Source organism: Streptomyces sp. NPDC041068 (genome assembly GCF_040647455.1).
Taxonomy (GTDB): Bacteria; Actinomycetota; Actinomycetes; order Streptomycetales; family Streptomycetaceae; genus Streptomyces.
Genome location: NZ_JBEZCG010000001.1, coordinates 547,205 through 573,185, shown reverse-complemented (window position 1 = coordinate 573,185; position 25,981 = coordinate 547,205). Strand labels below are relative to the sequence as shown.

General features: G+C 72.5%; 25 protein-coding genes. 20 read left to right on the top strand and 5 right to left on the bottom strand.

Annotated elements, in window-relative coordinates:
• Positions 1-215 precede the first annotated feature (215 nt).
• The 5 genes from AB0B50_RS02250 (at position 216) to AB0B50_RS02230 (ending at position 5,451) form a co-directional block, all read left to right on the top strand.
• Positions 216-1,067, top strand: a complete 852-nt coding sequence (locus AB0B50_RS02250) for an ABC transporter permease (RefSeq protein WP_362324169.1) — start codon at positions 216-218, stop codon at positions 1,065-1,067.
• A 342-nt stretch (positions 1,068-1,409) separates the two neighbouring features.
• A complete protein-coding gene (locus AB0B50_RS02245; protein ID WP_362324167.1) occupies positions 1,410-1,898 on the top strand; it encodes a glutathione peroxidase in 489 nt (162 codons plus the stop codon).
• Between the two features lie 432 nt (positions 1,899-2,330).
• On the top strand, positions 2,331-3,041 hold the full coding sequence (locus tag AB0B50_RS02240; protein WP_362324165.1) for a hypothetical protein: 711 nt from the start codon (positions 2,331-2,333) through the stop codon (positions 3,039-3,041).
• An 88-nt stretch (positions 3,042-3,129) separates the two neighbouring features.
• Positions 3,130-4,338: a serine hydrolase gene (locus AB0B50_RS02235; protein WP_362324163.1), complete on the top strand. Its 1,209-nt coding sequence runs from the start codon at positions 3,130-3,132 to the stop codon at positions 4,336-4,338.
• Positions 4,339-4,437: 99 nt separating this feature from the next.
• Complete coding sequence (locus AB0B50_RS02230) at positions 4,438-5,451, top strand: Gfo/Idh/MocA family oxidoreductase (RefSeq protein WP_362324161.1); 1,014 nt, start codon at positions 4,438-4,440, stop codon at positions 5,449-5,451.
• Positions 5,452-5,555: 104 nt separating this feature from the next.
• Here the strand turns inward: AB0B50_RS02230 and AB0B50_RS02225 are convergent, their stop codons facing one another.
• Together AB0B50_RS02225 and AB0B50_RS02220 are read right to left on the bottom strand one after the other, a co-directional pair.
• Entirely contained in the window at positions 5,556-6,281 is a 726-nt protein-coding gene (locus tag AB0B50_RS02225; protein ID WP_362324160.1) for a siderophore-interacting protein, read from the bottom strand.
• A gap of 63 nt (positions 6,282-6,344) precedes the next feature.
• Entirely contained in the window at positions 6,345-6,758 is a 414-nt protein-coding gene (locus AB0B50_RS02220; RefSeq protein ID WP_362324157.1) for an SsgA family sporulation/cell division regulator, read from the bottom strand.
• A gap of 294 nt (positions 6,759-7,052) precedes the next feature.
• On the opposite strand from AB0B50_RS02220, the gene AB0B50_RS02215 reads away from it, so the two are divergent.
• The 12 genes from AB0B50_RS02215 (at position 7,053) to AB0B50_RS02160 (ending at position 19,996) form a co-directional block, all read left to right on the top strand.
• The gene (locus AB0B50_RS02215; protein WP_362324154.1) at positions 7,053-8,702 is read left to right on the top strand and encodes a sigma factor; all 1,650 of its coding nucleotides are present in this window, start codon (positions 7,053-7,055) and stop codon (positions 8,700-8,702) included.
• A gap of 43 nt (positions 8,703-8,745) precedes the next feature.
• Positions 8,746-9,282, top strand: coding sequence for a MepB family protein (locus AB0B50_RS02210; protein ID WP_362324151.1), 537 nt, complete (start codon positions 8,746-8,748; stop codon positions 9,280-9,282).
• Between the two features lie 128 nt (positions 9,283-9,410).
• Positions 9,411-9,917, top strand: coding sequence for a cupin domain-containing protein (locus tag AB0B50_RS02205; RefSeq protein ID WP_362324148.1), 507 nt, complete (start codon positions 9,411-9,413; stop codon positions 9,915-9,917).
• 158 nt (positions 9,918-10,075) lie between these two features.
• Positions 10,076-11,044, top strand: a complete 969-nt coding sequence (locus AB0B50_RS02200) for a GNAT family N-acetyltransferase (protein WP_362324145.1) — start codon at positions 10,076-10,078, stop codon at positions 11,042-11,044.
• A gap of 75 nt (positions 11,045-11,119) precedes the next feature.
• Positions 11,120-12,658: an ATP-dependent DNA ligase gene (locus tag AB0B50_RS02195; RefSeq protein ID WP_362324142.1), complete on the top strand. Its 1,539-nt coding sequence runs from the start codon at positions 11,120-11,122 to the stop codon at positions 12,656-12,658.
• An 89-nt stretch (positions 12,659-12,747) separates the two neighbouring features.
• Positions 12,748-13,134 carry a hypothetical protein gene (locus tag AB0B50_RS02190; RefSeq protein WP_362324140.1) on the top strand — a complete coding sequence of 129 codons (387 nt, stop codon included), beginning with the start codon at positions 12,748-12,750 and terminating at the stop codon, positions 13,132-13,134.
• 181 nt (positions 13,135-13,315) lie between these two features.
• Positions 13,316-13,801: a TrkA C-terminal domain-containing protein gene (locus AB0B50_RS02185; protein WP_362324138.1), complete on the top strand. Its 486-nt coding sequence runs from the start codon at positions 13,316-13,318 to the stop codon at positions 13,799-13,801.
• Positions 13,802-13,805: 4 nt separating this feature from the next.
• Positions 13,806-15,080, top strand: coding sequence for a cation:proton antiporter (locus tag AB0B50_RS02180; RefSeq protein ID WP_362324136.1), 1,275 nt, complete (start codon positions 13,806-13,808; stop codon positions 15,078-15,080).
• Positions 15,081-15,303: 223 nt separating this feature from the next.
• A complete protein-coding gene (locus AB0B50_RS02175) occupies positions 15,304-16,053 on the top strand; it encodes a hypothetical protein (RefSeq protein ID WP_362324133.1) in 750 nt (249 codons plus the stop codon).
• Positions 16,054-16,140: 87 nt separating this feature from the next.
• The gene (locus tag AB0B50_RS02170; protein ID WP_362324130.1) at positions 16,141-16,734 is read left to right on the top strand and encodes a sigma-70 family RNA polymerase sigma factor; all 594 of its coding nucleotides are present in this window, start codon (positions 16,141-16,143) and stop codon (positions 16,732-16,734) included.
• Between the two features lie 203 nt (positions 16,735-16,937).
• Positions 16,938-18,389: an MFS transporter gene (locus tag AB0B50_RS02165; RefSeq protein WP_362325038.1), complete on the top strand. Its 1,452-nt coding sequence runs from the start codon at positions 16,938-16,940 to the stop codon at positions 18,387-18,389.
• A 59-nt stretch (positions 18,390-18,448) separates the two neighbouring features.
• Positions 18,449-19,996: an MFS transporter gene (locus tag AB0B50_RS02160; protein WP_362324127.1), complete on the top strand. Its 1,548-nt coding sequence runs from the start codon at positions 18,449-18,451 to the stop codon at positions 19,994-19,996.
• Positions 19,997-20,050: 54 nt separating this feature from the next.
• On the opposite strand, the gene AB0B50_RS02155 is transcribed toward AB0B50_RS02160, so the two are convergent.
• A complete protein-coding gene (locus AB0B50_RS02155; protein WP_362324124.1) occupies positions 20,051-21,046 on the bottom strand; it encodes a winged helix-turn-helix domain-containing protein in 996 nt (331 codons plus the stop codon).
• Between the two features lie 350 nt (positions 21,047-21,396).
• Here AB0B50_RS02155 and AB0B50_RS02150 point away from each other — a divergent pair, with 350 nt between their 5' ends.
• Positions 21,397-21,750 carry a peptidoglycan-binding domain-containing protein gene (locus tag AB0B50_RS02150; RefSeq protein WP_362324121.1) on the top strand — a complete coding sequence of 118 codons (354 nt, stop codon included), beginning with the start codon at positions 21,397-21,399 and terminating at the stop codon, positions 21,748-21,750.
• A 19-nt stretch (positions 21,751-21,769) separates the two neighbouring features.
• Positions 21,770-22,207 carry a peptidoglycan-binding domain-containing protein gene (locus AB0B50_RS02145; protein WP_362324119.1) on the top strand — a complete coding sequence of 146 codons (438 nt, stop codon included), beginning with the start codon at positions 21,770-21,772 and terminating at the stop codon, positions 22,205-22,207.
• 279 nt (positions 22,208-22,486) lie between these two features.
• Here AB0B50_RS02145 and AB0B50_RS02140 read toward each other — a convergent pair whose 3' ends face one another.
• Positions 22,487-22,957, bottom strand: a complete 471-nt coding sequence (locus AB0B50_RS02140; protein WP_362324116.1) for a GNAT family N-acetyltransferase — start codon at positions 22,955-22,957, stop codon at positions 22,487-22,489.
• 263 nt (positions 22,958-23,220) lie between these two features.
• On the opposite strand from AB0B50_RS02140, the gene hemC reads away from it, so the two are divergent.
• Positions 23,221-24,156, top strand: coding sequence for a hydroxymethylbilane synthase (hemC, locus tag AB0B50_RS02135; RefSeq protein ID WP_362324113.1), 936 nt, complete (start codon positions 23,221-23,223; stop codon positions 24,154-24,156).
• Positions 24,157-24,312: 156 nt separating this feature from the next.
• On the opposite strand, the gene AB0B50_RS02130 is transcribed toward hemC, so the two are convergent.
• A complete protein-coding gene (locus AB0B50_RS02130) occupies positions 24,313-25,725 on the bottom strand; it encodes a helix-turn-helix domain-containing protein (RefSeq protein WP_362324110.1) in 1,413 nt (470 codons plus the stop codon).
• Positions 25,726-25,981 lie beyond the last annotated feature (256 nt).

Here is a 25,981-nt window from a genome sequence, read left to right as displayed (position 1 = left end):
CCCGCACTGCCACGGCCCCCGCGCGGGCCCGCCTCCGGGAGGCAGCCATCGCCGCCACACGCTCCGACGCCGCGGCACAACGCGTATGGGACACACTCCTCGCCCCGCTGGAAGAGGCGGAACGGGAGACGCTGCACCGGCTGTTGCGGCGAGTCGCGGAGGCACCGGGGACAGGGACGCCGCCGAGCTGGCCCACGGCGATCTAGGGTGAGCGCGTGGACGCTGCCCCCACCCCGCTCGCCGCCCAGGCACTCCTGCCGGTGAACACGGCACTCGCCGTAACACTGCTCGTCCTGCTGCTGGCCGCAGCGACAACGGCGGCCGTCTTCCGCCTGTCCCCCGACGGCTCGCGGGGCAGGGCCCGCGACATCCTGGTCGCGGGAGTGCGCGCGACGGCTCAACTGGCCGCCGTCTCCCTGGCGATCGGCTGGGTCGTGCACCACGCGGCGGCGCTGTACGCGTTCCTGCTGCTGATGTTCGCCGTGGCCACCCGCACCGCGGGGCGACGCATCACACCGAACGGCACCTGGTGGTGGGCGGCGGTGCCCATCGCGGGTCCGGTCGCCCCGGTGGTGACGGGTCTGACACTGGCCGGGCTGCTGCCCGTGCGCGGCATCGCCATGATCCCCGTGACCGGCATCCTCATCGGCGGCGCACTCACGGCGACGGTCCTGGCGGGCCGCCGGGCCCTGGACGAACTGCGTACGCGCAAGGGCGAGTTCGAGGCGGGACTGGCCCTGGGTCTCCTGGACCGGGACGCCCGCCTGGAACTGATCCGACCCACGGCATCGGACGCCCTCCTGCCGGGCCTCGACCAGACCCGAACGGTAGGCCTGGTCACACTCCCCGGCGCTTTCGTGGGAATGCTCCTGGGAGGCGCGTCGCCACTCCTGGCCGGAGCGGTCCAACTCTTCGTCCTGATCGCCCTGATGGCCATCCAGGCCATGGCCGTGGCCCTGACGGTCGAACTGGTCGCGAGGGGGAGACTGCACCGTGGCGAGCCGGAACGCCCGGCCGTCGCGCCGGAGGCACGGGGCCCAAGGGAGGCACGGCCGCCCAAGGGCTGAGTGCATCAAGGCTTCGGACCAACCGCCCGCCCAGGGGTGCGGTGCAGTGCGGATCACTTCGCCTTCACCAGGCCCTGGCGCCCTTGTCGAAGGAGGCGCTCGCTTCTCCGTCCTTCACGACGGCGACCGTCTTGCCGCAGCCCTCGCCGTCCCGCGTGGTGATCACGAGGTTCCCGAAGTCGTCGCAGGACTCCACGTAGTTGCCAAAGCCGTTCAGTCGGCCTTCATTTCTTGCATGTTCAGGCCGAAGAACTCGCGGACCGGGTTCAGCCCAGACGGCGCCTTGGCGCTGATGGTGGGCCTCACGTGGTGTGCGGGCGGGACGGGCGTAGGCTCGGCCGCATGTCTGTCTACGAAGAAGAAATCGGCGCCCTGCAGGGCGGTTCCGCTGAGCTCGGGCAGTACGCCGGCAAGGCCGTACTCATCGTCAACGTCGCTTCCAAGTGCGGGCTCACCCCGCAGTACGCAGGGCTTGAGCGGTTGCACGAGCAGTACGCGGGCCGGGGGTTCAGCGTGCTCGGCGTGCCCTGCAATCAGTTCATGGGGCAGGAGCCCGGTACGTCCGAGGAGATCGCCGAGTTCTGCTCGGCCACATATGGCGTCACCTTCCCCATGACCGAGAAGGTCGACGTCAACGGGGACGGGCGGCATCCGCTGTACGCCAAGCTCGTCGAGGCCGCCGACGACGAAGGGCACACCGGCGACATTCGCTGGAACTTCGAGAAGTTCCTGGTCAACGGTGACGGCGACGTCGTCGCCCGGTTCGGGCCGCGCACCGAGCCCGACGCCCCGGAAGTCGTCGCCGCCATTGAGAAGAACCTCCCCGCGTGAGATCGGGATCGGCTCAGAACTACTGACGTCGGCTGTTTTCCGCTGAGAACGACTTTCGTTCAGGGGGCGTCGACCTTCGGCCGACCCCCTCGCGGGGCCCCGCCGCCTAGCGTCGAAGGATGGCTTCCACCTGGCGGCTCGGCCCCGCGCTTGCGCTCTTTCTGCTGGCTCCCTTCGTCGGCGAGTTCCTGCTGGGCAATCTCACGGTGGCCGAGTTCGGGCTGGGGGGCGTGCTTGCGCCGCTCTACGGCTGCGGTGCGCTCCTCGTGCGGGAAGCGGCCCGGCGGTACGGGGGCGGCTGGCCGACCATGGCCCTGCTGGCCGCCGCCTACGCGCTGATCGAGGAAGGTCCGGTCGATCAGCTCCTGTGGCAACGACTCCTACGCCGGTCAGGACCTGCTGCATGGACCGTCCTTCCTGCCCGGGATCGGCATGAGCGTCGAGCTGACGCAGGGCATCCTCGCGCTGCACACCGTGTGGAGCATCCTCGTGCCGATCGCGCTCGTGGAGACGTGTGCCGTGGGGCGACGGACCACTCCCTGGCTGGGACGTACCGGCTTCGTCGCGACTGGTCTTGTCTTCGTGCTCGGTGCCGGGCTCGTCTTCTGGGGGAACTACACCGAGGAACGCTTCCTCGCCTTCCCTGGCCAACTCGCCGCCGTGGGGGGCGTCATCGTCGCCCTCGTTCTGTTCTCCTTCCGGATGCGTTCCTGGCTGCCCCGTCCCGTTCCCGGGGTCGCGCCCGCGCCACCGGTCGTCGGCGCCGCCGCCCTCGTCGGGACCAGCCTCTACTGGGGACCCTCCGTCCTGGTCACGGCGGATGCGTACGAACGGGTCGGCGTCGTGGTGTGGTGTGGTGTCGCCGCAGGAGGCATCGCCGCCGTACTTCGCTGGTCGCGGCAGCGCGGGTGGGGACAGCGGCACGTCTTCGCGCTCGCCACGGGGGCGCTCATGACCTACATGTGGGCGGCCTTTCCCGTTCGGCCCGAAAGCGGGGGCTCGTCGGCGGTCGATCTGGTCAGCAATGCCGTGTGCGCCGCCCTCGCGGCCGCCGTGCTGCTGAGGGCCTCCGCCGCGCTGCGCGCCGACCGTGCCCGGCCTCGCGTCGACGACCACAGCCGCCGCGCGCCGCAAGCCAAGTGACGGTGCGGCACCTCCCGTCGGCCGCCCGATACCTCCAGCCGGGCCAAGCCGATCTGCGGACTTCGGGGCTCGCTCCTACGGTGGCTGAATGGTCATCAGGTACCTTTCGCGCTCCTCCTCCGTACGCACCGCGGCCCTCGCGCTCGGGGCTCTGGTCCTCCTGTCCTCACCGGTCGCGGCCGCCGAGGTCCCGGCCGAGCCCGCGCCGCCCCGGCCGCTTCCGGCGTACTCGTCCACCCTCCTCGACCGGCCCGGCACCCAGGTCAGGCCCGACCCCGGCGCTCCCGCGCTGCCCGGGGACGTGTCCGCCCTCTCGTGGGTGGTGGCGGACGCCCGTACGGGCGAGGTGCTCGCCGCCAGGAACGCGCACCGGCGACTGCCGCCCGCCTCGACACTCAAGTCTCTGTTCGCCCTGACGGCCCTTCCCCGTCTCGATGCCGACCGGCGCCACGTCGTCGCCGAGCACGAGCTGGCCGGCGTGGGCGAGGGCAGCAGCCTGGTGGGCGTGGCGGAAGGCCGCGCCTACCGCGTCGCCGACCTGTGGCGCGGCGTCTTCCTGAGCTCCGGCAACGACGCCGTGCACGTCCTCGCGGGGCTCAACGGCGGGGTGGGCAAGACCGTTCGGCAGATGCGGGCCAAGGCCCGCGAGCTCGGTGCCCGCGACACCCACGTGGTGTCGCCCGACGGCTACGACGCCGCCGGGCAGGTCTCGTCCGCGTACGATCTGGCGATCTTCGGCAGGGCGGGCATCGCCGACCCCGAGTTCGCCCGCTACTGCTCCACCCGCGTCGCGCGGTTCCCCGCGGGCGGCTGGTCGTACCCCATCCAGAACACCAACCGCCTGCTGACCGGAGCCGACGGCGTGGCGCCCTACCCGGGGCTGCTCGGCGTGAAGAACGGCTACACCAGCCACGCGGGCTCCACCCTGATCAGCGCGGCCCGGCGCGGCGGGCGCACGCTCGTCGTGACGGTGATGAACCCTCAGGCGGGCGGCGGGCGTGCCGTGTACGAGGAGACGCGGTCGCTGCTCGACTGGGGCTTCGCGGCCGCAGGCAAGGTGCGTCCCGTGGGCTCGCTGCTGCCGGCGAAGTCCACCCGGACGGCGAAGGGTCCTGGGCACGCTGCCGCGCAGACAGCCGCCGCCCTGAGCGTGGACTCCGACGGCTCCGACTGGCCCGCTGTCCTGCTGGTCGTCACGGGCTCGGTCGCCCTGCTCGCGGGCCTGGTCGTGGCGGTCCGACGGCGGACGGCTACGGTGGCCCGACGCACGGACGCCGCACGGGAGTTCGTCGAGTGAGTCGGCACGGGGAGACCGCGGGGTGAGTCTGCGCGGGGAAGCCGTGGGGTGAGTCAGTACGAGGAGGCCGTCGAGTGAGCGGGCGCGGGGAGGCTTCGGGTGAGTGATCTGCTGGGTGTGGCCGTGCTCGGGGCGGGCCGCATGGGCGCCGACCATGTACGGCGGATCGGCGAGACGGTGGGCGGAGCCCGCGTCGTGGCAGTCGCCGACCCCGACACCGCACGGGCCGAGGCCGCGGCGGCGGGGCGCGACGGAGTCACCGTGCACCACGAAGCGCTCGCCGCACTGAGCGCCCCCGGTGTGGACGCGGTCCTGGTGGCCTCACCGGAGGCGGCGCACGAAGAGGCCCTGCTCGCCGCCTGCGCCCGTGGCCTCCCGGTGCTCTGCGAGAAGCCCCTCACCCCTGATCCCGCCTCCGCCCTCCGGGTCGTGGAGGCGGAGGCCGGGCTGGGGCGCAGGCTGATCCAGGTGGGGTTCATGCGTCGGTACGACGCCGAGTACGCGGCCCTGAAGTCCCTGCTCGACTCCGGCACTTTGGGCCGCCCGCTGCTGCTGCACTGCCGCCACCGCAACGTCGCCTCTCCGCCGCACTTCACCTCCTCGATGCTGATCAGCAGCTCCGTCTCCCACGAGATCGACGCGGCGCGCTGGCTGCTCCGCCAGGAGATCACCGCGGTGACGGTGGTCCGGCCGACGCCGTCGGCGCACGCCCCGCGGGGCCTGCTCGACCCGCAGCTGGTGCTGTTCGAGACGTCCGGGGGCGCCGTCGTCGACGTGGAGGTCTTCGTCAACTGCGGCTTCGGGTACGAGGTGCGGTGCGAGGCGGTCTGCGAGCGCGGCACCGCCCAACTCGGGGATGCGCACGCGATGGTCGTCCGGACGGCGGGCCATGCGCGGGAGGACGTGGCGCAGGACTACGTGACGCGGTTCGCCGACGCGTACGACCGCGAGGTGCGGGCCTGGGTGACCGCCGCCCGGCGGGGTCGGGTCACGGGGCCGAGCGCCTGGGACGGGTACGCGGCGGCGGCCGTCGCGGAGGCGGGGGGCACGGCGCTGCGGGAGGGACGGCGCGCCGCCGTGGAGATGGCCGGGCGGCCGGCTTTCTACGGGTGATCAACGCCGTACGGCAGCTCACTGCCGGACAGCAGATCACCGTCGTACGGCAATTCACCGCCGTACAGCCAGATCACCGCCGTACGGGCGGATCGCGAGGCCCGTCACGGCCGCCAGTACCCCAGCGCGTGGACTCGGTGCTTGGGGACGGACAGTTCCTTGCGTACGTATGAGGCGAGGGCCCGGGTCGTCGTCGTGTCGCAGGTGATCCACACGTAGGCGTCCGCGGGGTCGCCGAGCAGGGCTGGCAGCGCGGACTTCACCTCCTGGACGAGGTGGCCGCCGGACGTGCGGCGCTCGACGGTGCGCAGGTCGTGGCGGTCCGGGTCGACGCGCAGGCCCGCCAGGTCGGCGTCGGAGCCGTGCTGGGTCTCGAACCAGATCGTCGCGGGGGTGTCCGGCAGCGCGGACAGCAGGGAGTGGACGGCCGGCAGCGCGGCGGTGTCGCCGATGACGAAGAGCCGCGCGGGCGCGGGCTCCGGCGTCTCGAAGCCGGTGCCCTGGAGCGTCGCCGCGATGGTGTCGCCCGGCGCGGCCTTGCGTGCCCACTCGCTGGCGGCGCCGTCGTGCAGCGCGAACTCCAGGCTGAACGTGCCGTTCTCCGGGTCGGGGTCCACCAAGGTGTACGCGCGCTGGTGCGGCTTGCCGTCGCGGTCGAACCAGAGCCTGACCCACATCGTGGGGTGCACGCCGGTCTGCGCGAGCATCCCGCCGTCCGTGACGTGGATACGCCGGTAGTACTCGGTGACCTCCTCGGTGCCCGTCACGGTGAACTCGAAGTCCTTGCCGCGCATCAGCTTGAGGACGACGCCTTCCCAGCCATGCCCCACTGCGGATCCCTCCCCCTGAAAATGACCATTTCCTTAGGGGAGCCTAACCTAATAGTTAGCGGCTCAGACGCCACCGAGCAGACGGGAAAGCCCCTGGTCGAGGTCGAGGCCCTCCTCCTCGCCGCCCGCGGGCACCACGGCGTACGACCGCATCAGGAAGCGGCGCAGCGCGACCTTGTCGAACTGGACCAGGGCCAGCCCCTGGTGCGAGTGGAACTCCAGAACGGTCCGCGCCCGACCGCACGGCCAGATGTGCACGTCACCGCTGCCCGCGGGAGCCGCGAGGCCGTCCTCCAGGAGCTGGCGCCCGAAGATCCAGGTGACCTCCACGCCGTCGAGCGACGCCTGCGAGGGGAAGGTGACCTGGACGGCCAGGGGGTCAGCGGCCGAGTAGCGCAGGACCACGGGGAGGGCGCGCTCGCGCCCCTCGGGGGTGATGAGGCGGGCACGGGCGGGCTGTTCGAGGGTGACTGCCATGATCGAGCTCCACTCCTGATCTTCCGGTTCTCGGGGTTCCGGTCCGGTTCACGGGGTTCCGGTTCGAGCCGGTGCACGGATTTCCGTCCCGGTCCGGTTCGATCCGGTTCGCTTCTCGGGATTCCGTTTCCGGACTCCCACCCGTACGACCCCGCGAGGTGGGGCGTCATTACGGCAACACACCGAGCAATCCATGTGACCTGTGCCACTCACGTCTCATAAGTCCGACATTTGTCGCCTAGAGTTTCGAACTCGTCCGAACCCCCCGCAGTGGGAACGGGAGAGTGTCCTGCCATGACCGACGTCCCCGCCGACGTCCCCTCCGGCATATCCGCCGCACAGGCCGCCGACGCGACGGCCGCCGCGATGGAGCCGACCGTCGCGCCCGTCCGTGTGCCCGTCACAGCGGACTACACACGTGTCTTCGAGGAACAGCAGCCCCGCCTCGTCGCGTACGCACGTTCTCTCACCGGTAACGCCTGGGTCGCCGACGACCTCGTCGCCGAGGCCCACTTCCGGGTCTGGCGCAGGCTGTCCGCCGGACACGAGATCGAGAACGTACCCGCGTATCTGATGACGACCGTGCGCCACCTCGCGGCGACGGTCGGCCGCGGGGCGGCGGGCCGGGAGACTCCGCGCGATCCGCAGGCCCCCGAGGCCGTCTGGATCACAGGTGCCGGGGACTCCCCCTTCGGCGCGAACGGCGAGAGCCAGGACCCGGCGGCGCGGGTGTCCTCCGTGGACCTGCTGACGCGGGTGCTCGGGCAGCTGCCCGAGCGGTGGGTGAAGGCGCTCTGGCTGGCCGAGGCCGAGGGCCAGCCCCTCGAAGCGATCGGTCGGCGGATCGGCGCCGGGCGCGGGGCCACAGCCGTGCTGCTGCACCGGGCGCGCGAGGGAATGCGGCAGGCCTTCCTGCGCGCACACCCCGGGACGCCCGAGAACCCGGCGTGCGAGACGCACTGGGACCGCATGCCCGGACACATCCGCGGCGAGGCGTCGACCCGGCAGTCCGAGCGGCTCCTGGACCACCTCGGCGGCTGCGCGGACTGCCGGGCGCGGCTCGCCCTGCTGATGCGCGCCAACGACCGGCTCCCCGCCTTCGTCGGACCCGCTCTGCTGATCTTCGTCCTGGGCGGTGCGGGCAAGTTCCTGGTGCCGCTGGCCGCGGGGTCCGCGGTCGGCGCGGGGGCGGCGGCCGCCGGGTCCGGGGGCCACGGGGGCGGGCTGCTGCACGGCGTGAAGCACGTGCTGACCGGCGGCGGCAAGATGTCCGTCGCCGCGGCAGGGGCGGTCGGGGCGACCGTTGCCGGAGCCGCCGTCGCGGCGGGCCTCGTCCTCAGCGGAAACGGGCAGCCGACCGCGCCGGAGCAGCGGGCCGCGGTGGTGGAGAGCGGGGTTCCGCAGCCGCCCGCGCCACCGTGGCGGGCGGGGCCGGGTGCGAGGGACACCGGGGGCTCCGGAGCCTCAGCGGGCTCCGGGGACTCGCCCTCGTCGCGGAAGGCGCCGGACAAGGAGGCCGGGCAGACGCCGGAGCGGCAGCGTCCGGCTCCGCCGCCGCAGGTGCCGGAGCGGCCTTCACAGCCGGAGCGGCCCACCCAGCCGGATGACGACGCGACGGGTCCCGCCTCGCAGGCACCGGTCGCTCCCCCGGCGAGCCCGGAGCCGACGACGCCCTCGCCGACACCGACGCCCACTCCTACGCCGACACCCACACCGACACCCACCCCAACCCCAACACCCACTCCTACGCCGACACCCACACCGATTCCGACTCCGACGCCGACTCCGACTCCGGTCGACCCAACCCCCGTAGACCCGACACCGGTCGAACCCACGCCGGTCGACCCCACCCCCACGGAGCCTCCGCCCGAGCCTTCGACGGACCCCCGGCCGCCGGTCTGCGAACCCTGGATCGGGCCGATCCACATCTGCCACTGGCCCTAGTGGGTGGACGGGGCGCCCCGCGGCGCGATGAAAGGATGTGAGCATGACGACGAACCAGCCGTGGGCAGGACTGCACGGAGACCTGCTCGCGGCGAAGACCCTGGTGTACGACACGAGTGGCTTCGCCTGCTCACAGCCGGTTCCCGAACCGGAGAGCGCCGAGTACGCGGCGTACGGCTTCACGCTCGACGGACTGTCGGTCGCGTTCCGTGCAGCCAAGACCACCCCGACGAAGGTCGGCCAGTTCGTCACCGTCTGGCGGCGGTCCGCCGAGGGCCCGATCCGTCCCTTCGACGCCGCGGACGGGATCGATCTCGTCGTCATCAGCAGCCGTGACGACGACGGCTTCGGACAGTTCGTGTTCCCGCGCGAGGTGCTGTGCGAGCGCGGCATCGTGTCCCGCGACGGCTCCGACGGGAAGCGGGGGTTCCGCGTCTATCCACCGTGGGTGACCACGACCAGCCGCCAGGCGGCCCGTACCCAGGCGTGGCAGGTGGAGCACTTCCTGTCCCTCGGCAAGGGCGAGCCGGGTGACGCCCCCGTCGACCTGGCACGCGCCCGAGCGCTCTACCGGCCCTAGGTCCCCGGCCCTCGTCCCCGGGCCCACCGGCGATCGTCCGCAGGCCCGATGCGGCGCTCCCCGGGCAGGAGCCACCATGTCAGCGAAGCTGCCGACAAGGTGAAGAACCTGCCGAGAAGGAGCGCACGATGTCGTACCTGGAGAACTTCCAGTACCCGGAGCCCCGTTACCACGGCGACAAGGGCGTGGTGAACGCGTCCTTCCGCTCGGCCGACACCCCGCCGGAGGTCTCCTCACCCGGCGGTTCCACCTCCTACCTCGCCACCCAGGAGTCGACCGGCGGCGAATTCGGGCTCTACAAGGGGGTGTTGGGCCCCCGCTCCGCGGGGGCCAAGACCCACTTCCACAAGGCGATGTCGGAGTCCTTCTACGTCCTCTCCGGCGAACTGGAGCTCTACAACGGCGAGAAGTGGGTCACCGGCCGCGAAGGCGACTTCCTGTACGTCCCGGTCGGCGGCCTGCACGCCTTCAAAAATGTGACCGACGAGCCCGTGTCCATGCTGATGCTCTTCTCGCCGGGCGCTCCGCGCGAGGAGTACTTCGAGCAGGTGGCGGAGATGTCGCAGCGCGGCGCGCAGAAGCTCAAGGAGTTCCGCATCCGGCACGACAGCTATTTCGTCGAGGACTTCGAGTAAATTCGCGGGTCGCCAGATCCAAGGAAGTCGACCGTTCCGAGATCCGAGGTCCGAGGTCCGAGGTCCGAGATCTGAGATCTGAGATCTGAGGCCCAAAACCCAGGGCCCAGGCCCCACGTCCCAAGGCCCAAGTACCAAGTCCCAAGGGGGAGTCAGCCGTGCCCGTCATTCGGCCCAGCGTCGCGTCCGACCTCGACCGTCTGCTCCCACTCCTCGTCGCCGACCCCGCCTGCGGTCTGACGGCCGACACGTATCTGGCCAAGCTCGCCGACGGCCAGTACCGGCACGACCGGACATGGGTCGCCGAGGACCCCGCCGGCGGCGCGCCCCTCGCGGTCGCCGCCTGGTGGGGCAGCCCGGGTGCGGCTCGACCGGGCGCGCTCGACGCGGTGTTCGTGGCCCCGTCGGTCGGCACCGACGGCCTCCGCACCGCCCTCGCCGCCGAGTTGCTCTCCACCGCGCACGCGGAGTACGCGCGGCAGGGCGTGGCCACGCCCCCGGAGTACCACGTCTTCCTGCCCCCGGACTGGCGCGTGCGTCCCGACGTCGTCACGGCGCTGGACTGGCGCCGGGAGGCGGCCCGCCGCGCCGGCCTTCCCGTGGACGTGGAGCGCCTTCGGTACGAGTGGACGCCGGAAGCCGGTCTCCCGGAACCCGAGGTGTCACACCAGGTCGTCTTCCGCGCCGAGCCCGACGACGACGTGTACGTCGACCTCTTCCGCCGGGTCCTGACCGACACGCTCGACGCCGCCTCGCGCAAGGACGCCGAGCGGTTCGGCGCCGAGGCCCAGGCGCGCGGCGACGTCGCCTTCTACCGCGACAGCATGCCCGGCGAGCGCTCCTGGTGGCGGATCGCCCGCACACCGGACGGCGACCCTGTCGGCTTCGTGCTCCCGTCGCGCAATCAGGTCAGCCCGGTGATCGGCTATCTCGGTGTCCTTCCCGAGCACCGCGGCCGCGGCTACGCCGACGCCCTGCTCGCCGAGGCCACCCGGATCCTGGTCACCGAGGCGGACGCGCGCATGATCCGCGCCGACACCGATCTCACGAACACCCCCATGGCCGCGGCCTTCGACCGCGCGGGCTACCGCAACAGCGGCTACCGCCTGGTGCTGTCGGCGCACTGAGCGTCCGGCCCGGCGGAGCGCGGCCCGTCGTCCCTCCCCCATGCGCCCCGCCCGCCCCCGATGCAGGATGGCCCCATGCTGCTTGCCCGGGTTGCGCATGTGTCCAAGGAAGTGGCCGCCACCTCTGCGCGGTCCCGGAAGATCGCCCTGCTCGCCGAGTTGTTCCGGGCCGCCGAGCCGGAGGACGTACCGATCGCCATCCCGTATCTGTCGGGGCGGCTGCCCCAGGGGCGGCTCGGGATCGGGTGGAGCACGCTCAAGGACGCGGGGCCGCCCGCGGCCGAGCCGACGCTGACGGTACGCGGTACGGATGCCGCGCTCACCGCGATCGGCGCGGTGAGCGGCAGCGGGTCGCAGGCCGAACGCAAGCGGCTCGTCGCGGAGTTGATGGGTGCCGCGACCGCCGACGAGCAGCGGTTCCTGTTCGGGCTGCTCACCGGCGAGGTCCGCCAGGGCGCACTGGACGCGGTCGCCGTCGAGGGGCTCGCGGTGGCGACGGAGACGCCGGCGGCCACCGTGCGGCGCTCGGTGATGCTGGCCGGTTCCGTCAGCCCCGTGGCCCAGGCGCTGCTTGCGCGCGGGGCCGAGGCCCTGGACGACTTCCGGCTGACGGTGGGCCGTCCCGTCCTGCCGATGCTCGCGCACAGCGCCGCGTCCGTCGCCGAGGGCATCGACAAGCTGGGGGCGTGCGCGGTCGAGGAGAAACTGGACGGCATCCGCGTACAGGTCCACCGGGACGGATCCGACGTACGCGTCTACACCCGCACCCTGGACGACATCACCGACCGGCTGCCCGAACTGACCGCCGCCGCGCTCGACTTGGCGGGCACGCACTTCATCCTGGACGGCGAGGTCATCGCGCTCGACGGCGCGGGACGGCCGCGGCCGTTCCAGGAGGTCGCGGGGCGCGTCGGCTCGCGCGTCGACGTGGCAGCGGCGGCGGCCGAACTGCCCCTGTCCCCCGTCTTCTTCGACGCCCTGTCCGTGGCCGGACGCGACCTGCTCGATCTGCCGTTCGCCGAGCGCCACGCGGAGCTGGCGGCGCTGGTGCCCGAGCCGATGCGGGTGCGGCGCGTCCTGGTGGCGGAGCCGGAGGACGAGCGGCTGCGCGGCGAGGCCCAGGAGTTCTTCGAGGCGACGCTGGGGCGCGGCCACGAGGGCGTCGTGCTGAAGTCGCTCGACGCCCCCTACAGCGCGGGCCGCCGCGGCGCCACCTGGCTGAAGGTGAAGCCCGTCCACACCCTGGACCTGGTGGTTCTCGCCGCGGAGTGGGGCCACGGCCGCCGCACCGGCAAGCTCTCCAACCTGCACCTGGGCGCGCGGCGGGACGACGGCACGTACGCCATGCTGGGCAAGACCTTCAAGGGCATGACGGACGCGATGCTTACCTGGCAGACGGAGCGCCTGCAGGAGCTGGCGGTCGAGGACGACGGGCATGTCGTGACGGTCAGGCCCGAACTCGTCGTGGAGATCGCCTACGACGGCCTGCAGAAGTCCACCCGCTATCCGGCGGGCGTCACGCTCCGCTTCGCCCGCGTCGTGCGCTACCGCGAGGACAAGTCCCCTGAACAGGCGGACTCCGTCGGCACGGTCCTCGGGCGGCGTAACCCATGATCTTTCGCCGCGTTGGTTCCGACGTCATGAACCGACAGGGCCCGGCGCCTCGTCGCGGGTCCGAGTAGAAGGCTTGAGGGTCGCTCGCCATGCACGACATCACCAAGAAGCTCGCCGCGTTCGTCGGGGCGGTCGCCGCCGCGCTCGGCTGTCTCATCGCCACGGGTCCCTCGGCGGTCGCCGACGGCAAGTGGTGCAACAACTCGGTCTGCATCGAGACGTACGACTCGGGCACCTATCTGGGCCGGGTCGAGGTGTCGGTCACCAACACCAACCAGCCGAACCGCATCAGCGCACGCGTGTGGACCACCAACGGCTGGAGCGCCAACACGAAGGTGGAGGACGTTGCCGCGTTCAGGACCTACCGGGACCAGGCGTACCCGCAGCGGCACTTCCCCGCGGGCACCCGGCTCTGCGCGGAGGGCTTCCGCGGCGGTTCGAGCGTGGGGCTTCCCTGCGTCACCATCACGAACTGAATCATCAACTGAACGACGGCTTCCGGGGCTTGGTCCGACCCACCCCGAGCCGGTTCCCGGCCCCGCCGTCGCGCGGGGCCGCAGGGCTTTCCCGCGCGATTTTTGCCATCCCTTGGCCCCGATAGGGTGACAACAGGGGAAGAAGATCATCCATCATCATCCATCGCGCAAGGGGAGAGCTGTGCCCGCTTCACGCCTCAGCCGTACGCCGCTTCCAGGCATCGGCATCCGGTACGACCTGACCACCCGAGAACAGCGGCGTCTGTCGGTGGTCGCGCACCGGGACGGAGCCAGGACGCTCAGCGCGTACCGCTCCGACGACCCGGACGCCTGCGCGCTGTCGATGCGGCTGAGTTCGGGCGAGGCCGACGCGCTGATCGACGCCCTGATGCCCTCGCACCACAGCCCGACGCTCCTGCACACCACCGACCTGGGTCTTGTCGCCGAGCGCGTCCTGCTGTCGGCCACCTCGCACTGGAACGGGCGCCTCCTCGGCGAGACGCGGATGCGGACCGAGACCGGCGTCTCGATCGTCGCGGTGCTCCGGCGTGCCGACGCCATTCCGTCGCCCGCCCCCGACTTCCGTCTGGCCGGCGGTGACACCCTCATCGTCATCGGTACGCGCGAGGGCGTGGAGACGGCCGCGACGATACTCGGGCGGGAGTGATCGCGTGCATTCCGCTGTCTTTCTGATCGAGTTCGGCGCGATCATCCTGGCCCTCGGTCTGCTCGGCCGGTTCGCGGGGCGCTTCCAGTTCTCCCCGATCCCGCTGTATCTGCTCGCGGGCCTCGCCTTCGGCGAGGGCGGACTGCTGCCGCTCGGCGCGAGCGAGGAGTTCGTCGCGATCGGCGCCGAGATCGGCGTCATACTCCTGCTGCTGATGCTGGGGCTCGAGTACACGGCCAACGACCTCGTCAGCAATCTCAAGACGCAGTACCCGGCCGGTCTGGTCGACTGCGCGTTCAACGCCCTGCCGGGCGCCATCGCCGCGCTGCTCATGGGGTGGGGCCCGGTCGCCGCCGTCGTACTCGCCGGTGTCACCTGGATCTCGTCGTCCGGTGTCATCGCCAAGGTCCTGAACGACCTCGGCCGGGTCGGCAACCGCGAGACCCCGGTCATCCTCAGCGTCCTGGTCCTCGAGGACCTGGCGATGGCGATCTATCTGCCCATCATCACCGCCCTCCTGGCGGGCGTCGGGCTCGCCGCGGGCAGTCTCACCCTCGCCATCGCGCTCGGCGCCGCGGGCATCGTCCTCTTCATCGCGGTCCGCTACGGACGTCTCATCTCGCGGTTCGTCTCCAGCGACGACCCGGAGAAGCTGCTTCTCGTGGTGCTCGGTCTGACCATCCTCGTGGCGGGCATCGCGCAGCAGCTCCAGGTGTCCGCCGCCGTCGGCGCGTTCCTGGTCGGCATCGCGCTCTCCGGCGAGGTCGCCGAGGGCGCGCATACGCTGCTCCTGCCCCTGCGGGACCTCTTCGCCGCCGTGTTCTTCGTCTTCTTCGGACTGCACACCGACCCCGCGAGCATTCCGCCGGTGCTCCTGCCCGCTCTCGCGCTCGCCGTCGTCACCGCGCTCACGAAGATCGCCACGGGGTACTGGGCGTCCCGCCGCGCGGGCATCTCCGTGAAGGGACGCTGGCGGGCGGGCGGCGCGCTGGTGGCGCGCGGCGAGTTCTCCATCGTCATCGCCGGCCTCGCGGTCACCGCGGGCATCGAGCCGTCGCTGGGCCCGCTGGCCACGGCGTACGTGCTGATCCTCGTCATCGTGGGACCGCTGACCGCCCGTTACACGCAGCCCATCGCCGAGTACGTGGGCGGCGCGCTGGCCAAGCGGCGGGGTGCCGCCGCGACGGAGACCGCGAAGGTGCCGGGGCCGCGGGAAGCGGTCGAGTCGCTGGACGGCGTCGAGTCCCTGGGCGGCCAGGACGCGGGCGACCGCTCGTAGGACTCCGCCCTTCGCGGAACCCTCCGGGAACAGCCGATCCACGGGCGGCGTGCGGGAGACCCTCCCTGTACGCCGCCCGGGTCGTTTCCGCGATCCCGGCATATCGGATGCGGCGCCGAGGAGTGTGCCGCTGAGCGGTCTCAGGTACGCGCCATCCGGGCACTTCAGGCAACTTGGGGACTCGCCGTCGTCCCCCGCGGCGCCACCTGGCACGATGCTCCCCATGACCTCAGGGCCCGCCTTCCGCCTCGCGCGCGCCGCCGTGTTCGCGGCCGTGTGCGTGGTGGCGACCGCCCTGGGTCACTCCCTCATGTCCGCCGCACCGCTGCCCTGGTGGGCGGTGGGGTACGCGTTCGCCGCCACGACGGCCGCCGCGTGGTGGCTGACCGGGCGCGAGCGCGGGGCGCCGACGGTCGTCGGCGCGACGGTCGCCGCGCAGCTGGCCCTGCACGAACTCTTCGGCCTTGCGCAACGGATGAGCGGGGCGACGGGCAGCCACGGGGCGCGGGGCTCGGGTGCAGGTGCGAGTGCCATGGCTTCGCACGGCGGCGGCGACGGCATGGACCACATGAACCATGCGATGCCGATGTCCGACCCTGCGATGCCCTCGATGCCCACGGGTTCGGCCGGCAACGGCATGTCGTCCGGTGCCATGCCGGACGAAGGCGTGTCCCACTGGATCATGTCCGTCTTCGGGCACAGCGACTTCGGCATGTTCCTCGCCCACGTCGTCGCCGCCCTGATCTGCGCCCTGTGGCTGTGGCGCGGCGAGGCGGCCGCGTTCCGTACCGGCCGCGCGCTCGCAGCGGCCTTCTTCGTGCCGCTGCGGTTCGTCCTCGCGATCCTGGTCGCGGCCCTTCCCCCGGCACCGCCGCACGTCGGCGCCCTCGTCCCCGTGCCGCGGCTGCGCGGGGTCCTTCTCCAGTACGTCGTCTCGCGCAGAGGTCCGCCGGTCGTTCCGGCCAGTTCCTGACACCGCCCCGCGCCCTTCTGGTGCCGGGCGGATTTTCGGCGTCCGCGCCGTCTTCCGAACTTCCTTTTCACCGAAGGACCTTTTGCGATGACCCCTGCCCTTTTGCGCTCACGACCCGGCGGCGACCTGACCCGCGACGAGCTGATCACCCAGTGGGCGCTGGCCGCCCGTGACGGCGATCCCGAGGCGTTCGAACGGTTCGTGCAGGCCACCCGGCGCGACGTCTGGCGGTTCGTGGCCCACCTCAGCGGTGATCTGCACGCCGCCGACGACCTGACCCAGGAGACGTATCTGCGGGCCCTGACCGCGCTGCACGGTTACGCCGCCCGTGCCTGTGCCCGCACCTGGCTGCTCGCCATCGCGCGCCGCACGGTCGCCGACCGGTTCCGCTCGGCGGCCGCCCGGCCCCGGATCGCCGACACCGACGACTGGCAGGCCGCCGCGGAGCGTGCGCAGCCGCGCGGTGTACCCGGGTTCGAGGAGGGCGTGGCCCTGCTCGATCTCCTGGAGACCCTCGACGCGCCGCGCCGCGAGGCGTTCGTCCTGACCCAGCTCGCCGGGCTGCCGTACGCGGACGCGGCGGCCGCCGTCGGCTGTCCTGTCGGCACTGTTCGGTCGCGGGTGGCGCGAGCCAGGGAACGGGTGAGCGAATTGTTGCTGGCGGCGGATCACGTGGCGTAGCGCTCCCGCCGGTGCCGGGGCCCACCGCGGGGAGGCCTCGGCACCGGCGGTGAAGGCCCCGGTCGCGGCCCCCGACCAGTGCGTTTAGCGTGGTGCGGGGGTGTCTGGAGGTCACCATGGACCGCGAAGCCGTGCCCGCGCCGGAACCCGTGCCCGCGCCCGACCCCGTACGCGAGGCGGGTCCGCCGCCCGCCGTGCCGCACATGGGAGGCGGACGGCACGAGCATCGCTGGCTGATCCTCGCGGTGATCGGCATCGCCCAGCTCATGGTGGTGCTCGACGCGACGATCGTGAACATCGCACTGCCCTCGGCCCAGCGGGACCTCGGCTTCAGCGACGGCAACCGCCAGTGGATCGTCACCGCGTACGCGCTCGCCTTCGGTTCCCTGCTGCTGCTCGGCGGGCGCATCGCGGACCTCGTGGGGCGCAAGGTCGTCTTCCTCGCGGGCCTCGGCGGCTTCGCCCTGGCGTCCGCGCTCGGCGGTGCGGCGACCAGCTTCTCGATGCTGGTGGCGGCCCGCGCGCTGCAGGGCGTGTTCGGCGCACTGCTCGCACCGGCCGCCCTGTCGCTGCTCACGACGACGTTCACCGACCCGCGGGAGCGCGCCAAGGCGTTCGGCATCTACGGCGCCATCGCGGGCGCGGGCGGCGCGGTGGGCCTGCTGCTCGGCGGCGTCCTCACCGAGTATCTGGACTGGCGCTGGTGTCTGTACGTGAACCTGGCGTTCGCCGTGGTCGCCATGGTGGGCGGCGCGCGGCTGCTGCACGCGGGCGCCCCGCCTGACCGGCCCAAGCTGGACGTACCCGGCACGCTGCTGGTCTCGGCCGGTCTCTTCTGCATCGTCTACGGCTTCTCCAACGCCGAGACCCACGCCTGGAGCGACGCGCAGACCTGGGGGTTCCTGGTGGTCGGCGCGGTGCTCCTGGTGGTGTTCGCATGGTGGCAGACGCGCGCCGAGCATCCGCTGCTGCCGCTGCGGGTCGTCCTGGACCGGGACCGCGGGGCGTCGTTCCTCGCGATGTTCATCTCGGGCGCCGGCATGTTCGGGGTGTTCCTGTTCCTCACGTACTACCTCCAGCAGATCCTGGAGTACACGCCGGTCAAGACCGGTCTCGCCTTCCTGCCGATGGTCGCCGTGATGGTGGTGGCCTCGGTGGTGACCACCAACAATCTGGTGCCGCGGATGGGCGCGAAGCCGATCGTGCCGCTCGGCATGGCGCTGTCGGCCGTCGGCATGGTCTGGCTCACTGCCCTGGACGTGACCAGCGGATACGCCGCTCATGTGCTGCCGCCCCTGCTGGTCGCGGGCCTCGGTCTCGGCCTCATCTTCGCCCCGGCGATGAGCATGGCGACCGCGGGCGTCGCGGCGCACGACGCGGGGGTGGCCTCCGCGATGGTCAACACCAGCCAGCAGGTGGGCGGTTCGATCGGCACGGCCCTGCTGAACACGCTCGCCACCACGGCCGCGTCCAACTACCTCGCGGGCAAGCAGCCGACGCCCGAGGTCCAGGCGCAGGCGGCCATGAACTCGTACTCGACGGCCTACTGGTGGTCGGCTCTCTTCTTCGCGATCGGCCTGGTCGTTACCGTCGTCCTGTACCGCAGAGGGGCGCCCGTCCCGACGGAGACGGGCGGCGGGGCGGTCCACATGTAGGCCATGTGCAAGGGGGGCGGCGCGGGCAGGCAGGGCGGCACGGCAGGCGGGACGGTGCGATGGCTTCGAGTCAGGCTCCGGAGGCGACTCCGGCTCCCGGCGAAGGAGGCGGTGTCGCGCTGTCCTCGACGCGCGGCCGCTGGATCCTCGCCTGCGCGGTGCTCGCCTCGGGCATGGCCATGCTGGACGGCACGGTGGTCAACGTCGCCCTGCCGACGCTCGGCAAGGACCTCGACGCGTCCATCGGCGCCCTGCAGTGGGTCGTCAACGCCTACATGCTCACGCTCTCCGCGCTGCTCCTGCTCGGCGGCGCGCTCGGCGACCGCATCGGGCGGCGGCGCACGCTGGTCATCGGGGTGGTGTGGTTCGCGGCGGCCTCCGCGCTGTGCGGTCTCGCGCAGGACGCCGGGACGCTGATCGCCGCCCGCACCCTGCAGGGCATCGGCGGCGCGCTCCTGACGCCCGGTTCGCTGGCGCTCGTCCGCTCCTCGTACCGCCCCGACGACCAGGCCCGCGCGGTGGGCGCGTGGTCGGGGCTCGGCGGTGTGGCGGGGGCGATCGGCCCCTTCCTCGGCGGGTGGCTGATCGACGGTCCTGGCTGGCGGTGGATCTTCCTGATCAATGTGCCGCTGGCCGCGCTGGTGCTGTTCGCGGTGCGGCACGTGCCGGAGAGCCGCGACGAGACGGCGGCCCAGCGGCCGTTCGACGTGGCGGGCGCGTGCCTGGCGGCGCTGTTCCTCGCGGGCATCAGCTTCGCGCTGATCGGCGCGTCCGGTGACACGTCGACGGCCTCGGTGGTCCTGCCGGGCGTCCTGGGGCTCGTGGCGGGCGCCGTCTTCGTCGTGGTCGAGCACCGCAGGCAGGACCCGATGCTGCCCCTCGAACTGTTCCGCTCCCGACTGTTCACCGCGGCCAACGTGATGACGCTGTGCCTGTACGCGGCCATCGGCGGCATCCTGTTCCTGCTGCCGGTGCAGCTGCAGACGACGCTCGGGTACGACGCCCTGCAGGCGGGCACGGCGACGCTGCCGATCACCGTCCTGATGCTGCTGCTCTCGGCGTCCGCCGGTGATCTGGCACGGCGCCTCGGCCCCCGACTGCCGCTCGTCGCCGGGCCGTTGGTGGCGGCCGCGGGGGCGCTCCTGATGCTGCGGGTCCGGCCCGGCGCCGCGTACGTCACCGACGTGCTGCCCGCGGTCGTCGTCCTCGGCCTCGGCATGAGCCTGTTCGTCGCGCCCCTGACGGCGACCGTGCTCGCCTCGGTGGACGCGGGGCGCGCGGGGCTCGCCAGCGGCGTCAACAACACGGCCGCGCGCATCGCACAGTTGCTCGTGGTGGCCGGTCTTCCGCTCGCGGTCGGCCTGTCCGGTACGGCGTACGCGGATCCGTCCGCGCTCAATACCGCCTTCGGCAAGGCCGCCGTGGGCTGCGCGGCGCTGTTCGCTCTCGCGGCCGTGGCCGCGGCGGCGTTCATCCGGCCGAGCCCGGCATCGTGGCACCACGAGCGCGGGAACGAACCGCAGTGCACGACGTGTCTGGGCGTCGACGCGCCGCCGTTGGAGCCGGGGGCGGGGGCCCGGGAAAGCCGAAGCTCCGGGGAGCCGTGACGGTCACCGTCTCCGGGGAGCCGTGACGGTCACGGTCGGGGGCAGCCCCTTCGATCAGGCGGGAAGCTGCGGCTGTTGGCCGTTGAGCAGGGCCACGCCGAGGGGCGTGACGGTGTGCAGGACGGTGTTGCGGTGGCGATGGCTGCGCAGGAGCGCGGCTTCGCGCAGAGCGGTGAGGTGCCGGCTGGCGTTGGGAGGCGTGGTGTGGGCGAGCCGGGCCAACTGCCGCGTGGTGGCCGCGCCGTTCGCCACCGCCTCCAGGAGCTGTGCCCGCGTGGCGCCGAGCAGCACGGCCAGCGGATTCGCCTCAGCCCTCGCGCCGGCGGGCAGGGCCCAGCCGGGATCGTGGTCGATGGGGTGGACCAGGACGGGCGGCAGCCGGGGGTCGAGGAGGCTCGTCACGTTGTAGCGGCAGAAGAAGGACGGCTGCAGGACCAGGCCGCGCCCTTGGAGATGCATGTCCTGGTCCACCGGGTAGTCGAGTTCCAGCACCGGATGGCTCCAGCGCGCCGAGGGGTGCAGCATGCGGAACAGGGCTTCCCAGCCGCCGTCCGCGAGCACGGCCAGGCGACGCGTCCGGTCGCGGTGCACCTGAGCGCGGATGCGGTCCCAGTAGGGAGTCAGGCAGGCGTCGAAGTAGGCGTCGGCGGTGTGCGCGAGGCGGCCCAGCGTCTCGGAGTCGCCCTCGGCGAGCCGGGCGCACCACGACGGCAGGTGCAGCTTCGGATTCTGTCGGCGGAACTCACGCAGTTCCGCGCGGATCGTCGAGCGTCCGGTGGAACGCAACGCCTCCATCTGGGCGGCGCGTGACGCCCCTCGGGCAGGCGTCAGGAAGTCCGGGCAGTAGCCCCTGGCCGGGGCCAGGGAGGACAGGAGCCGGATCGATGTGGGGATCCGCGACAGGATCCGGGACCGCCACGGTCCGAAGACCACGCCGGCGTCGCGGCGCTGGAGCCGGTGCAGGCTGATCGACACCTCCCACAGCGCGTCGGGCTCGTCGGCCAGCACCGTGCGTGCCAGGTCGTCCCCGGTGAAATGGATCCTCAGCATGACCCCCGCCCCCCGTAGCGGACTGTCCGTGCTCGGCTGCCCTTGACACTGCGGGCGCTCGGCTGCTCCTCATGCTGCGGCCCGGGCGAGTCCGGCACCAGACACTTTTCAGGCTCGGTCCCGCCGCACGGGCGCACGCCTGTGAACAGGGACATTGCGTCCAGCCGTACGCAGCTGTCGGCCCAGGGGACCAGCGACCCACACTGGCTGGCCAAGAGCCGACGGGCACGCCGTCGGACGATGCGTCGCCGATGTCGGGAGAGGTCCTGAGAGTGCGTACTTGTACGGGTACATGGGCTTGGGCTTGGACGAAGACGGCCTCGGTGGTCGGGCTCCCCGCCCTGACGGCCTTGACCTGGACGGTTCTGGGCACGGGCCCCGCCGCCCCCGCGGCGGGACAACCGCGCGCCGAGCCCTCCTGCAACTACCTCGACGACAGCGCCCGTCCCGTCGTCCGGGAGCGCCCGCCCGACGCGCAGCCGCGCGGTGCCGTTCCCCAGGTGCAATGCCTGATCAAGACGTACAGCAACCTGGTCGACCCGCCGGCCGTGGACGGAATCCTCGGCCCCCGCACCCGTGCCGCGATCCGCGCGGTCCAGCGCTGCAACCGGGTCAGCGAAGCCACGGGGGTTCTCGTCGGACCGGCCACCTGGGAAGTCCTGTACGCGCCCATGCCCAACTGCGCCCGCCCACGCCCTTCCTGAAGGAGAAAGAGGAGAGAGAATGCGATCCGTCCTGGCGAAATCCCTCGTCACCGCAACCGCCGTCATCGGCCTCACGGCCGGAACCCTGGCAGGCGCCACCGCGAGCTTCGCGGCCTCCCCGCCTGCCGCCCGCACCACCGGCGCTCAGGATGTGTCCGCCCTCGCCGAGAACAATCTCGGCCTGGACAGGGCCCGGGCCAAGAACTGGCAGTGCTGGTTGAAGAAGAGGGGCGAGAACCCCGGCGAGGTCGACGGGAGGCTCGGCCCCAACAGCTGGAAGGCCGCGCAGAGGGAGTTCGGGTTCAGGGGCGCCGACGTCGACGGAATCGTCGGCCCCAAGACCATCAAGGGGTTGCAGAAGCACCTGAACTACTGGGGCGGCTTCGAGCTCGACATCGACGGGGACGCCGGGCAGGCGACCCGGGGCGCGTTCTGGAATTTCAACGAGACCTGCTGAGGCGGCTCTGCGCGTCGAACGGTCCGGTCGGGCAGGCGTTCACCTGCCCGACCGGCCCCATGAGGGCCACGGATGAGCTGCGCCGGGTCTTCCCCTCCCCGCCGCGGCTCCGGACGAGACGGCCGTGTTCAGAGCTCGCCGCCGCGCGCGCAGCCGTGTACCTGGAGGTCGACGCGTCCCCTGACAGCGAACCCGTCCCGCGTCGGCTCGGTTTCCCCGCCGTGACCACCACCGCGCCCTCTGGGCGGGCCCTTGAGCCGTCATGAGCGGAACCGGTGACTACCGGCGTGTTGCGCGCACGAACAACGTCACCGACACACTCGCCTCGAACCCATTGCGCCGCATCAGCGCGGCCGACGCCGTGTTCCGGGACTCGACGTCCGTCACGACCGCGCTCGCGCCCGCCTCCGTGAGCGTCGCGCAGCAGGCCTTCACCAGGCGGCTCGCGATGCCCTGTCCCTGGTACTCCGGGGCGCTCGCGATCCACTCCAAGTTGCCCCAGTCGCCCCGCTGGTCGAAGCCCATCGAGCCGAGCACGAAGCCCGCCAGCCGTTCCCCGTCGAGCGCGACCCAGCAGGCGGACGCCTCGCCGTCCATGTGCCCGGCGATCGCCGACAGGGACCACGACGTGTACGGCTTCACGGACGTGTCGTAGACCCGGTGGCCCAGGGCGAGGACGTCGGCCAGATGGGTGGCCGCCATCGGCGCGAGAGCGATGGCGGGGCGTTCCGGCGCGGCGGGGCTGGACATGGGGCCTCCCAGGGGCGGGCGCGGTGCTCGGTCGCGGCCGCGTGCACCTCACGCTATGAGGCGGCCTGTGCGCGCGCATGCGGAGGCGGTGCGGGTGGGTCAGCGGGTGGGTTGTACGGCGTACGTGACCACCACCAGGCAGGACGCCGCAGGAGCCGTCGCTCCACCACGCCCTCCACACGTCAACTCCCCGTGTCGATCGTGCTTTTGATCAGTTGGACGCGTGTCCTGGGCACCCCTGCGCAGCCCTTATCGTGGACCGCATGTCCGTTCCTGAGCTCATCCGCATCGTCTCCCGCTCCTCCCCCATGGCCCTGGCCCAGGTGGAGCGCGTACGCACCGAACTCGCCGCGCTGCATCCCGGCATCCGCACCGAGGTCGTGCCGGTCACCACCTCCGGTGACCGTTGGATGGGCGATCTGGCGGCGCTCGGCGGCAAGGGGGCCTTCACCAAGGAGGTCGACGCCGCGCTGCTCGCCGGCGAGGCGGACCTCGCGGTGCACTGCGTCAAGGACGTTCCCGCGGACCGGCCGCTGCCCGCGGGCACCACGTTCGCCGCGTTCCTCAAGCGGGACGACATCCGTGACGCACTCATCCACCCGGGCGGCCTCACCCTCGACGAGCTGCCCGCGGGCACCCGCATCGGCACGTCATCGGTCCGCCGTGTGACCCAACTCGCCGCCTCGCACCCCGAGTTGCAGTGTGTCCCGATGCGCGGCAACGCGGGCCGCCGACTCCAGAAGCTCGCCGCGGGCGACGCCGATGCGCTGCTGCTCGCCCAGTCGGGCCTCGAGCGCATCGGCCGCCCCGACCTGGCCAGCGAGGTCCTGTCGGTGGAGACGATGTGCCCGCCGATCGGCGCGGGAATCCTCGCCCTGCAGTGCCGCGAGGACGACACCACGACCATCGACGCGGTGACGGGGCTCGGCGACAAGGACGCGTGGCGGGAGGCGACGGCCGAGCGCATGTTCCTGCACGTACTCCAGGGGCACTGCAATTCGCCGATCGCCGGGTACGCGCGCTCGGAGCGCAACGGTGACCTGTCGCTGCGCGCCTGCGTGTTCACGCCCGACGGCAAGACGGTCCTCAACGCGCACGAGTGGGCGGGCCCGCTCGACCCGGCGACGCTCGGCACATCGGTGGCCGTCGCCCTGCTGCGCCAGGGCGCCCGCGAACTGATCGACGGCATCGCGCACTGACTGGGAGATGGAGCGGCGGGTGACCGGCGGTCGGCCGCCGGGCGTCGACAGGGCGGTCGGCGAACTCGGCGTCCGCCACGGGCACCATCGCCGTCACCGGATCCGCCTCCGGAACGGGTGCGTGCGTTGCCGCTCCTCGTTGGCCGCCAAGTCGGCCTATTGCGTGGGTACGTCGATGGACTGCGACGGCGGCCCGGACGCTGAGCTGCACGGCTTGGAGCGGCCGAGGGGGGCGACACCGAAACCGAGGGACTGACCGTACAGCCGCGTGAGCGGATGGAAGCGGTAGCGGCCCGGCGCCGGGGACTCCAGCAGCTGCGCGTCGACCAGTTCCTCCAGGACCGCCCCGGTCGTCGACGGCGCCCCGCCCGTCGTCACCGCCGCCTCCGCAACCGTCAACTCACCCTGTTCGGCGGCAAGTAGGGGCAGTGCGCGTGCCGCCGCCCGGCCGCCGGGGCCACGGCCCAGCAGCTCCCGGTACCCCGCCTCCAGGGCCACGCGCATGTCCAGATCCGCGAAGGACAGCTCCGCAAGGCGGCGCGCGGGATCGGCGAGCCGGGCGGCCAGCTCCCGCACAGGCCACCGGGGACGTGCCGCCAGGCGGGCGCCCGCGATGCGCAGGGCCAGCGGTAGGTGACCGCAGTGGTGCGCGATCTCCTCGGCCGCGCCGCGCTCGGCGGTCAGCCGCCCCGCCCCCGCCCACAGGCCGAGCACCGCGACGGACGCCGGGGGCGCGAGGGGCGTGAGGTGGAGGTGGGTGGAACCGTTCAGGGCTGCGAGCACCCCGAGGCTGGTGACGAGGACCGCGCAGCCCTGCGCCGCGGGCAGGAGTGGGCGCACCTGGGCCGCGTCCCTGGCGTGGTCCAGGACGATCAGCACCCGCCGCTCGGTGAGCAGCGTGCGGTAGGCCGCCGCCGCGTCGGCCACGCTGCCCGGATGCGGCCTCGGCGCCCCCAGTGCGCCGAGAAATCGCCTGAGCACGACCGCCGGTGCGACGGGACGCTCGTCGCGGCGCGTTCCCCGCAGGTCGGCGTAGAGCTGACCGTCGGGGAACCGCTCGGCGAGCAGGTGGGCCGCGTGCACGGCGAGCGCCGACTTGCCGACGCCACCGGGCCCGTCGAGCGCGATCACGAGAGGGCCGCGCCCGCGCCGCCCGGGGCGCATCACGTCGAGCGCGGCCAACTCCGCCCCGCGACCCGGGAGTTCTGGAAGGCCTGCGGGCAATTGGCGAGGGACGGGCGGAGGGGACGCGGGGCCGTCCGCGCCGCCCCGTCCCGTACGGCCGCCTGCCGCCGCGGCCGCTCGGGAGCGGCGTGCCTCCTCCACCCGGTCGCGGGCCGTCGCCAGGAGACGCAGCTCGCGGCCGGTGGCGCCGAGCAGCTGGACCAGCGCGTCGAAGCGGTCCGTCGGCGGCAGGGTCTTGCCCGCGAAGTAGTCGCCGATCACGCCGTGCGCCCAGCCCGTGCGCGCCGACAGCTGACGGTAGGTGAGCTGTGCGCCGCCGTCTCTGCGCGCGGCACGCCGGCGCAACTGCCGCAGCAGCGCGGCCAGTTCGTCGGCGGTTTCCACGGCATCGATCGGGCCCACGCCCGCTGCCGCCTCCCGCGTCGTCTCCCCCTCCGGCGGATGTCCCGCCGCCCCCGCGCCCCGAGCCACCGTTCGCGTCCCCCGCACCAGCTCGCACCGGACGGACCCGTGGGCGTCGCCCCGCCGAGGCCATCCGGACCTGTCCGGTGGTGCCCGATTTCGCGGATCTCCCCCTGGGACGCGTTGCGAGCATCCCTCTACCGCTCGGATCCGGCCTTCCGGCGACCGGGCACCGCAC

Excerpts from the sequence above, each read along its gene's own strand:
- AB0B50_RS02245 (WP_362324167.1), top strand. The coding sequence starts at position 1,410 with ATGTCTGTCTACGAAGAAGAAATCGGCGCCCTGCAGGGCGGTTCCGCT.
- AB0B50_RS02240 (WP_362324165.1), top strand. The coding sequence starts at position 2,331 with ATGAGCGTCGAGCTGACGCAGGGCATCCTCGCGCTGCACACCGTGTGG.
- AB0B50_RS02235 (WP_362324163.1), top strand. The coding sequence starts at position 3,130 with ATGGTCATCAGGTACCTTTCGCGCTCCTCCTCCGTACGCACCGCGGCC.
- AB0B50_RS02220 (WP_362324157.1), bottom strand. The coding sequence starts at position 6,758 with ATGGCAGTCACCCTCGAACAGCCCGCCCGTGCCCGCCTCATCACCCCC.
- AB0B50_RS02215 (WP_362324154.1), top strand. The coding sequence starts at position 7,053 with ATGACCGACGTCCCCGCCGACGTCCCCTCCGGCATATCCGCCGCACAG.
- AB0B50_RS02210 (WP_362324151.1), top strand. The coding sequence starts at position 8,746 with ATGACGACGAACCAGCCGTGGGCAGGACTGCACGGAGACCTGCTCGCG.
- AB0B50_RS02205 (WP_362324148.1), top strand. The coding sequence starts at position 9,411 with ATGTCGTACCTGGAGAACTTCCAGTACCCGGAGCCCCGTTACCACGGC.
- AB0B50_RS02195 (WP_362324142.1), top strand. The coding sequence starts at position 11,120 with ATGCTGCTTGCCCGGGTTGCGCATGTGTCCAAGGAAGTGGCCGCCACC.
- AB0B50_RS02190 (WP_362324140.1), top strand. The coding sequence starts at position 12,748 with ATGCACGACATCACCAAGAAGCTCGCCGCGTTCGTCGGGGCGGTCGCC.
- AB0B50_RS02175 (WP_362324133.1), top strand. The coding sequence starts at position 15,304 with ATGACCTCAGGGCCCGCCTTCCGCCTCGCGCGCGCCGCCGTGTTCGCG.
- AB0B50_RS02170 (WP_362324130.1), top strand. The coding sequence starts at position 16,141 with ATGACCCCTGCCCTTTTGCGCTCACGACCCGGCGGCGACCTGACCCGC.
- AB0B50_RS02165 (WP_362325038.1), top strand. The coding sequence starts at position 16,938 with ATGGGAGGCGGACGGCACGAGCATCGCTGGCTGATCCTCGCGGTGATC.
- AB0B50_RS02160 (WP_362324127.1), top strand. The coding sequence starts at position 18,449 with ATGGCTTCGAGTCAGGCTCCGGAGGCGACTCCGGCTCCCGGCGAAGGA.
- AB0B50_RS02155 (WP_362324124.1), bottom strand. The coding sequence starts at position 21,046 with ATGCTGAGGATCCATTTCACCGGGGACGACCTGGCACGCACGGTGCTG.
- AB0B50_RS02145 (WP_362324119.1), top strand. The coding sequence starts at position 21,770 with ATGCGATCCGTCCTGGCGAAATCCCTCGTCACCGCAACCGCCGTCATC.
- AB0B50_RS02140 (WP_362324116.1), bottom strand. The coding sequence starts at position 22,957 with ATGTCCAGCCCCGCCGCGCCGGAACGCCCCGCCATCGCTCTCGCGCCG.
- hemC (WP_362324113.1), top strand. The coding sequence starts at position 23,221 with ATGTCCGTTCCTGAGCTCATCCGCATCGTCTCCCGCTCCTCCCCCATG.